General features: G+C 64.5%; 6 protein-coding genes and 1 pseudogene. 4 read left to right on the forward strand and 3 right to left on the reverse strand.

The features are described 5' to 3' along the window. Window positions 1–2280, forward strand: a 2280-nt coding sequence (locus EOA36_RS18465; protein ID WP_127278858.1) for a DEAD/DEAH box helicase family protein, incomplete at its 5' end; no start/stop codon positions are given. A gap of 254 nt (window positions 2281–2534) precedes the next feature. Here EOA36_RS18465 and EOA36_RS18470 read toward each other — a convergent pair. Next, window positions 2535–2714, reverse strand: coding sequence for a hypothetical protein (locus tag EOA36_RS18470; protein WP_127278859.1), 180 nt, complete (start codon window positions 2712–2714; stop codon window positions 2535–2537). A 95-nt stretch (window positions 2715–2809) separates the two neighbouring features. After that, window positions 2810–4786, reverse strand: a complete 1977-nt coding sequence (locus tag EOA36_RS18475; protein WP_127278863.1) for a BTAD domain-containing putative transcriptional regulator — start codon at window positions 4784–4786, stop codon at window positions 2810–2812. 248 nt (window positions 4787–5034) lie between these two features. On the opposite strand from EOA36_RS18475, the gene EOA36_RS18480 reads away from it, so the two are divergent. From EOA36_RS18480 to EOA36_RS18490, 3 genes are read left to right on the forward strand one after another with little or no spacing between them, the layout of a single operon-like run. Then, window positions 5035–6123 carry a pyridoxal-phosphate dependent enzyme gene (locus EOA36_RS18480; RefSeq protein WP_127278860.1) on the forward strand — a complete coding sequence of 363 codons (1089 nt, stop codon included), beginning with the start codon at window positions 5035–5037 and terminating at the stop codon, window positions 6121–6123. A gap of 12 nt (window positions 6124–6135) precedes the next feature. Then, window positions 6136–7623: an aspartate aminotransferase family protein gene (locus EOA36_RS18485; RefSeq protein ID WP_127278861.1), complete on the forward strand. Its 1488-nt coding sequence runs from the start codon at window positions 6136–6138 to the stop codon at window positions 7621–7623. A 50-nt stretch (window positions 7624–7673) separates the two neighbouring features. Beyond that, the gene (locus tag EOA36_RS18490; RefSeq protein WP_127278862.1) at window positions 7674–8030 is read left to right on the forward strand and encodes a hypothetical protein; all 357 of its coding nucleotides are present in this window, start codon (window positions 7674–7676) and stop codon (window positions 8028–8030) included. Window positions 8031–8064: 34 nt separating this feature from the next. Here EOA36_RS18490 and EOA36_RS18495 read toward each other — a convergent pair. After that, a pseudogene (locus EOA36_RS18495) lies at window positions 8065–8865 on the reverse strand (tetratricopeptide repeat protein); the annotation flags it as partial.

Raw genomic sequence — 8865 nt, forward strand, 5'->3', positions numbered from 1 at the left:
CGCATATTCGGCCGCTATCTCAACAAGAACACCGGATTCGTACTTTGGATCGTGCCCAACGAGGCGATTTACACGCAGACCTTGCGCCATCTTTCCGACCGGCAGCACCCCTATCGGCAGGCGCTGGACCGAGCGGCGGCGGGACGGGTGCAAATCCTCGAAAAAACTGATCGGCTGGACGCGCGCGACGTCGCGGGACAACTCTGCGTCATGCTGCTGATGTTGCAATCAGCCAATCGCGACACCCAGGACTCTCTGAAGATGTTCCAAGACCGGGGCGACGTGCATGGCTTCTTTCCCCCCGAAGGCGATCAGCTTGCCCACCAGAAGGCCATAGAGGCGACACCGAATCTTTCCCGCTACGATGGTTTCTTGCCAATGGTAAAAGATTCGCTGGGCAATGCCTTGCGTGTAATCCGGCCGGTCGTGGTTCTGGACGAGGGCCACAAGGCCGTTTCGGATCTCGCCTTCCGCACGCTTTATGGGTTCAATCCCTGCTTTGTGCTGGAACTGACTGCGACACCGCATGACGTGCAGCCCAAGGGCGGCAACGACCCCAAACCCGCTCGTTACGCCAATGTTCTGGTGGAAGTGACCGGTAGAGAACTCGACCGCGAAGGCATGATCAAGATGCCTCTCAACCTGGACGCCCGGCAAGGGACAGACTGGAAGACGACCCTCAATGTCGCGCTGGACAAGCTCAAGACGCTGGATGGCCAGGCTAGCGCCTTGCGGGCGGATATTGGGCGCTACATCCGGCCGATCATGCTGATTCAGGTGGAGCGCACCGGCAAAGACCAGCGCGCTAGCGGGTATATCCATGCCGATGATGTGAAAGAATGGCTCTTGACCGCTGGGTTCGACGAGGCCGAAATCGCCATCAAGACGGCGGAACAGAACGACCTCAGCCAGCCGGAGAATCTCGACCTGCTGTCGCCCACCAACCGGGTGCGAGCGATCGTCACCAAGTCTGCGTTGCAGGAAGGCTGGGATTGCCCCTTCGCCTACGTGCTTTGCTCTTTGGCCGCGAGTTCCAATCTCAAGGCGATGACGCAACTTATCGGGCGCATTCTGCGGCAGCCGGGGGCATTAAAAACCGGCATAGAGGCGCTGGACGAGTGCCACGTCATCACCCACCACACGGGAACCGCCGACGTAGTTAACGCAATCAAGGAGGGACTCGAACAGGATGGCTTGGCCGATCTGGTAATTGCTGTCGCCCAGAGCGATTCTGGGTCTGGGGCAAGAGTTGCCCGGAAGATTGCGCGCCGGAATGATTTCTCATCGAGCGAAATCTATCTACCGCGTGTGTTATGGGTGGACGGTGGGGAAGCGCGTGACCTCGACTATGAGTCCGACGTGCTGTCCGCAGTGGATTGGCGCGACTATGACCCTCAAGCCATCGCTGATCGTATACCCGACAACGCCCAAGCAGCTGAAAGTCAACTTCAGCGTATCAGCCTCACCGATACCGGCGATCATTTTGACGCAGAACAGGTGATCGCTGGCTCGGAATCACTGCGGTTTGACCCAGCCCATACGGTGCGCATGATTTCTGACATCGTGCCAAATCCCTTCGTCGCGCGTGATATCGTGGGTAAACTTCTTGCCGCTCTAGGGAAGCGCGGCTTTGGAACCGACAAGATCGGTACACTTTCTAGCCTCATTGGCGTCGAGTTGCGTCACGGGCTTGACGCTGAGCGCGCCGGACGGGCAGAAACCATCTTCAAGGCCGATGTAACGGCGGGGCGCATCCAGTTCCGGCTGCGCCTGGACGGCAAGAACTGGCGGATGCCGTTCACAGTCAACACCATGGAACCCGACACGGCGCGCCAAGTCGTCGGCAAGAGTGGTGGGCCTTTGGAGCGCAGCCTGTTCACCCCGGTCTACGAGAACGAGTTAAACAGCGCCGAACGCGATGTCGCGGTCTACCTCGACGGTGAGAAGGCGCTGATCTGGTGGCATCGCAATGTGGCGCGGGCGCAATATGGATTGCAAGGTTGGCGGCGGGCCAGAATCTATCCGGATTTCATCTTCGCCGTGAAGCAGAAGGACAAGACGGACCGCATCACCGTGCTGGAAACTAAGGGTGACCAACTCGACAACCTCGACACCGCCTATAAAAGGGAGGTGCTCAAGGTCATCTCGGACAGCTTCGCATGGGACACAACAGTCCCGGCCGGGACACTCGAACTGATCAAGTCTACGGGCGAAACGGTGGAGTGCACCCTGATCTTGACGAGCGACTGGAAATCGAAGCTGCCGGGCTATTTGGTATAGGTTGCTTTGTCCCCAATTCCCCTATTTTATTGAGACTGCACGAGCGGGGGAGTAGCTCGGAGGCCCAACAAAAGCCCGGCTCGCCCGGGCTTTTTGTTATCGATGCTGCGGTCATTCCGGCGTCGTTGCGGGTTGCTGGTTCTCCACGCTGTTTTCTTTCACCTGGAGGTACTTTCCTTCAACGTTCTGCTTCCTGGCACGGGGGTTCCGCCGCTAAAGGCCCGACCACTGGTGCTGAGCACTGCCCGGCTGACCTATCGCACCGACCCGGTAACCGTTCGGTCGACGTCGGGAACCGACTTGCGATCGTTGCCGGCGAGCGCGGCGATGAGCAGCAGGCTGGCCACAACGGGGACAAACAGTACGGCAATACGGGCCTGCACATGAAGAATGGCGCGCCATTCGCTGCGCTTGTCGGGGCTGTTGCTCATCATACTCACTTTGCCATGGACCCCCCGGAGGTCACATAGCGGTGAACGGTTAAGCAACTCCTTCCGGAAGCGTTAACGGGGGCCGCTCAAGCCTGAGATCAGCCGAGCCCGATCCGCCTGGCGCCTTGCCGGAACAGCGCCTCGGCGTCGGGCTCGAAGCGGAACGTGCCGATGAAGTCGTCGGCGCGGTAGTCCGGCAACGTCTTGCGGATGGCGGCGGCGAAGCCGCGTGCCTCGTCGAGCCGGCCGGCAAGCGCCAGGCAGTGCGCGGCGATCGCCAGGATGATGGTATGGGCATTGGGCCGCGCCGCCGCCTTCAGCGCCCATTCGGCCGCCTCCTCGAACTGGCCGAGCCGGACATGCGACATGGCGCGCGACCCCAGCATGCCGAACAGCAGCGGGTCGAAGGGGCTGAGATGCCGCGAATGGTCCGACGAGCTTATCGCCGCCCGCGGGTCGCCCGATTGCGAGTGGACGAAGGACAGCGCGTAATGGCCGAGCGCGAAATTCGGGCTGAGATCCACGGCCCGCCCCAATTCGGAGAGCGACCCGTCCTGTTCGCCGCGCAGCCACAGCGCCCGCCCCATCGCCCAGTGCGCGGCCGGATTGTGGTCGTCGACCAGCAGGCTCTGGCCGGCGCTCTCGAAGGCCAGCGCGCTTTCGCGGTCGCGGTCGCCCCAGCGCTGGAAGGCGTTCTGCCAGTGGGTGAAGGACAGGCCGGCATAGGCGCGGGCGAAGGTCGGATCGAGCTGCAAGGCCGTGGCAAAGAAATGCCGCGCCGTTTCGTTCTCGGCCTGGGTGAAGCGGTACATGTGCCAGAGGCCGCGGTGATAGGCCTCCCAGGCATTGAGCGAGTTGGGCGCCTTCAGCAGGGCGCGGTTGCGCTCGACCGTTTCGATCTCGGCCGAGATCGACGACACGATGCTGTCGCCGATATCGTCAAGCACGGCGAAGATGTCGTCCGGCCGGCGCTCGAAGGTCTCGGCCCAGACGATCCTTGCCGTGCGCACCTCGATGAGTTCGACGCTGACGATAAGACGGCCAGCGGCGCTGTGCACCGTGCCGGCGGCGACATAGTCGACCTTCAGCCGGCGGCCTGCCTCCTCGGGCGCGATACGCCTGTCGGCCAGCGCGAACACCGATCCGCGCGCGATGACGAAGAAATCCCGCAGCTTGGCGAGACGGGTGATGATGTCGTGGGTGAGGCCGTCGGCCAGCCCACCGCGCGGGCCGGATTCCTCGACGAACGGCATCACTGCCAGCGATGCATGGCTCGGCTCGACCGGGCCAGGGTCGCTCGGGGGCGCCAATTGCGCCGCCGTGGACCGGCAGGCCGGCTGGACCCGCGGCGGCTGCTCGTCACGGATCATCCGCCAGGCTGACCGGAGCGGCGCGAAATCCAGGTCTTCCGATTGGAACAATCGTGCCGCCGCCGCCAGGTGCTTTTCGGCCGCGGCGATCTCGCCGCGCCTGGCGAGGCTCGCCAGCAGCGTCGCATGCGCGCGCCCGTCGAAAGGCGCGAGTTCCACCCATCTGTCGAGATGCGCGATCGCCTCGTCGCAGTCCGCTGGCAGGCTCGCGACGAGCTGTTCCAGCACCGCCGCGTGGACGGACCGGAAGCGGCGGCGCTGGCCGATCAGCCAGCTGTTGAAGTGCGGGCTGCGTTCGAGCTCCAGGCCTTCGAGGAAATCGCCGGCGAAGAGTTTTGCCAGCGCTCGCAACCGCTCCGCATCGAGCGCGTCGATCCCGTGCGTGGCGGCGTGGCCGATCTCCAGTACATCGACGAGGCAGCCGCTGAGATCGAGCGAGACAGTATCGTCTTGCGAGCGGACACGGCGCCGCTCCGGCGCGTCGAGAGCGCCGCGCAACTTGCTGAGGCACCAGCGCAACTCGCCGCGCGGATCGTTGGGCACATCCCACAGAAGCTCGCACAGGCGGCCGCGCCCTACCGGATGTGGCGCCAGCACCAGATAGGCAAGCAGCGCCCGCAGCTTGCGCGACGCCGGCAGTGCCATAGGCACGCCGTTACGCGTGATCGTCAGCGGTCCGAGCAGCAGCACCGACAGGGACGGCATGCCGCCGTCCTGTCTCGATGGTGCGGATTCCACGTCCGTTTCCACGCCTGCTCCCACGCTGGCCTGTCGGCCCTTGCTCTATCACCAAACACGACATGGCGCATCCGGTGGCGAATCTCGCGCCAGCCGCGCTCATTGCCGCATCGCCGGCAGGTCAGTCCTAGCGCGGCAACGTCTCGAAACCTCGCCGCCCAACGCGCCGGTTTGTAACCGGCCCGTGAAGATGAACAGGATCGAGGAGATCAACGATGTTGAACAAACAGAAAATCAGGACCACCTCCGGGCGCGGCCGCCTGTTCGACAGCATTCTCGACACGGTCGGCGACACGCCGGCGGTGCGCATCAACAATCTCGCGCCGGCCCATGCGACCATCTACGTCAAGGCCGAGTTCTTCAACCCGGCGGCCTCGGTGAAAGACCGACTGGCGCTGAACATCATCGAGGAGGGCGAACGCAGCGGCGCGTTGAAGCCGGGCCAGACCGTGGTCGAGGCAACCAGCGGCAATACCGGGATTGGCCTCGCCATGGTCTGTGCGCAAAAAGGCTATCCGCTGGTCGTCACAATGGCCGACAGCTTTTCCGTCGAGCGCCGCAAGCTGATGCGCATGCTCGGCGCCAAGGTGGTGCTGACGCCCCGCGCCGAAAAGGGTTTTGGCATGTACAAGAAGGCGGTCGAACTGGCCGAGGCCAATGGTTGGTTCCTTGCCCGCCAGTTCGAGACGGCCGCCAACGCCGCGATCCACGAAGCGACGACCGCGCGCGAGATCATCAACGATTTCGCCGGCTCGCGGCTCGACTGCTTCGTCACCGGCTATGGCACCGGCGGCACCGTCGTCGGCGTGGCGCGCGTCTTGCGCCGCGAACGGCCCGATACCCGCATCGTGCTCTCCGAGCCGGCCAATGCGCAACTGATCGGCAGCGGCAAGGCGCAGCCGCGCGGTGCCGATGGCGCTCCAGCCGCCAGCCATCCGGCCTTCGAGCCGCATCCCGTCCAGGGCTGGACGCCGGACTTCATCCCCAATGTCCTGCAGGAAGCGATCGACGCCAGCCTCTATGACGAGGTCATGCCGATCGCTGGGCCGGAGGGCATCAAATGGGCACGGGCGCTGGCCCAGAAGGAAGGCATCTTTACTGGCATTTCCGGCGGCGCCACCTTCGCCGTTGCGCGCCAGGTCGCTGAGAAGGCGCCGGCCGGATCGGTGATCCTGTGCATGCTGCCCGACACTGGCGAGCGCTACATGTCGACACCGTTGTTCGACGGCATCGAGGCCGAAATGGACGCCGGCGAGATGGCGCTGTCGCGCTCGACGCCCGGCTGCCAATTCCCGGCGGCTTGACGGGAGGTTGTCATGGACGTCGCGCACGAACAACTCGACATGGTGGTCGAGGAAACGCTCGACCCCGCCGACTGGGCCGATGTCCAGGCCCTGTCGCACCGGGTCGTCGATGATGCCGTCGACTATCTGCGCGAGCTGCGCGACCGCCCCGTATGGCGGGAGATGCCCGGCCAGGTGCGGGACTTTTTCACCGCCCCGTTGCCGCGCTCGCCGGCGCCGCTTGCCGCTGTCTACGAGGACGTCTCCCGCACCGTGATGTCCTATCCCATGGGCAACACCCACCCGCGCTTCTGGTCCTGGTACATGGGATCGAGCAACTTCACCGGCGCGCTCGGCGATTTCCTGGCGGCGATCCAGGGCTCCAATCTCGGCGGCGGCAACCATGCCGCCGGGCTGATGGACAGCCAGGTGGTGAACTGGTGCAAGGAGATGCTCGGCTTTCCGGCATCGGCCTCGGGCACGCTGGTCAGTGGCGGCTCGATGGCCAACATCATCGGCCTGACGGTGGCGCGCAATACCAAGGCGGGCATCGACGTGCGTGAGCACGGCGTCGCCGCGATCGAAAAACCGCTGCGCTTCTACGGCTCGGACCAGATCCATTCCTGCCACCGCAAGGCCATGGAAGCGCTCGGCCTGGGCAACCGGGCGCTGCGCCGGATTGCGACCGACACCGGGCTGCGCATCGACATATCGGCCCTGCGCAGCGCGATATCGGAGGACCGGGCAGCCGGGTTCAAGCCGGCCTGCGTCATCGGCAATGCCGGCACGGTCAACACCGGGGCGATCGACGACCTCAAGGCGCTAGCCAAACTCGCGCATGAGGAGGGCCTGTGGTTCCATGTCGACGGTTGCATCGGCGCGCTGATCGCCATCGCGCCTGATAACAAGCATCGCGTCGCTGGCGTCGAATGGGCCGATTCGATCGCGCTCGATCCGCACAAATGGCTGCACGCGCCCTTCGAGGTCGGCTGTGCGCTGGTCAGGGATGCCGCCGCGCACCGCCGGACCTTCGCGGTGACGCCCGAATATCTGGAATCGACGCCGCGCGGCCTGGCCTCCGGCGAATGGCTGCACGACTATGGCCTGCAGACCTCGCGCGGCTTTCGCGCCCTGAAAGTGTGGATGGCGTTGAAAGAGCATGGCGTCGAAAAATTCGGCCGCCTGATCGACCAGAACATCGCGCAGGTCTCCTATCTGGCCGGGCTGATCGAGGCCGAGCCTTCGCTGGAGCTGGCGGCGGCCCCGACCATCAACATCGTCTGCTTCCGCTACCAGCCCGGTTTGGCGAGCGAAGCGCTGAAGGCGCTCAACACCGAGATCATGCTGCGGCTGCAGGAGCAAGGCATCGCGGCACTCTCCGACACCACCGTGCATGGTGGGCACTGGCTGCGCGTGGCGATCACCAACCATCGCACCCGACGTGACGATCTCGATCTGCTGGTGCGTGAAGTGGTGAGGCTGGGGCGTGAGATCACCGCGGACGGCCGCGTGTCTTCCTAGTTCCCGGCAGGCGTGCGAACCTGCCCGCGATGATTCGGGGGAGGTCGGCGGTGACGCTGTTTCGCATGGTTGCGCTGGCGGCACTGGTCCTGGCCAATTCGGCCGAGGCCGCCGACATGGCCTTCTTCATCAAGAACCTGCGCAAGGAAGGGGTCGCGGTCGAGCTGTTCAGCAGCGACCGCGAGACCGTCTGGCCGGGCAACGACAAGGTGTTTCTCGTCGATCCGGGCTCGCAGAAATCAGTGCCGATCTCCTGCAATCAGGGCGAACGCATCTGCTATGGCGCCTGGGTCGAGGGCAATGACAAGTTTTCCGCCGGCGTCGGGCCGGACAACGACCAGCCTTGCGATACCTGCTGCTTCATTTGCGTGGAGCACACGACAGAGACGATCGACCTGGTGCCGTGATCAGGGATCTCGTGCAGGCGGTTATTCCGACGCGTCAGTCTGGAAGGCCGGCCTTGTGGAAGCCCTCGATGAAATGCGCGCGCGTCGCGTCGTCGCGGAAGGGCTCGGTCCAGACCCAATGGCTGGTGGTGAAATGCGGGTTGCCAACGAGGAACAGCTCGACCTCGGCGCGCGCCTCGTCGAGCCGGCCAAGTTGCGCAAGGCTCGCCGCCAGGAAGCGGCGTGAACTGGTGCGGTAGGTCTCGTCCCGGCGCAGCGTCTCGATGGCTGCTTCATAGTCCCGCGCCGCATATTGCGCCTGGCCGAGCGTCAGATAGTACCAGCTCGCCGGAAACGGGTTGAGCCGAAACGCCTTGCGGATCTGCTCAAGGCCTTCCTCGACCCGCCCGGCGAGCGTCGTTATGTCGGACAGTGTCGCCCAGGCGTCGGCCTCGTTGGGGTCGAGTTCGAAGGCCCTGGCGAATTCGGCATCCGCCTCGGCGAAATCATGCTCATAGGCAAGCAGATTGCCGAGCACCCAGTGGCAGCCGGCATCGTTGGGATCGATCGCGACCGCCTTGCGAGCCAGATCCAGGGCAATGCGGCGGTTGGGGTCGATCGGCTCGCCCCAATGCACCCATCCCATCCAGTGGTTCATGGCGAGCCAGCGATAGGCCTCGGCGTAGTCGGGATCGAGCGCGACCGCGCGCGTCAGCATCAGATGCGCTTCCCGCGCCGTCTGCGGCGAATCGTCGATCAGCTTGCGCGCCCGCACGCACAGATCGTAGGCGTCGAGATTGCGGGGCCGGTTGCGTGGCGGCGGCGCGCGCAAGCTGATCGACGATTCGCCGCAGAC

Source organism: Mesorhizobium sp. M8A.F.Ca.ET.021.01.1.1 (assembly GCF_003998025.1).
Classification (GTDB): domain Bacteria; phylum Pseudomonadota; class Alphaproteobacteria; order Rhizobiales; family Rhizobiaceae; genus Mesorhizobium.

What these genes read in the sequence shown, in the direction of transcription:
- EOA36_RS18470 (WP_127278859.1), bottom strand. Translation starts at nt 2,714, where the DNA reads ATGATGAGCAACAGCCCCGACAAGCGCAGCGAATGGCGCGCCATTCTT.
- EOA36_RS18475 (WP_127278863.1), bottom strand. Translation starts at nt 4,786, where the DNA reads ATGCCGTCCCTGTCGGTGCTGCTGCTCGGACCGCTGACGATCACGCGT.
- EOA36_RS18480 (WP_127278860.1), top strand. Translation starts at nt 5,035, where the DNA reads ATGTTGAACAAACAGAAAATCAGGACCACCTCCGGGCGCGGCCGCCTG.
- EOA36_RS18485 (WP_127278861.1), top strand. Translation starts at nt 6,136, where the DNA reads ATGGACGTCGCGCACGAACAACTCGACATGGTGGTCGAGGAAACGCTC.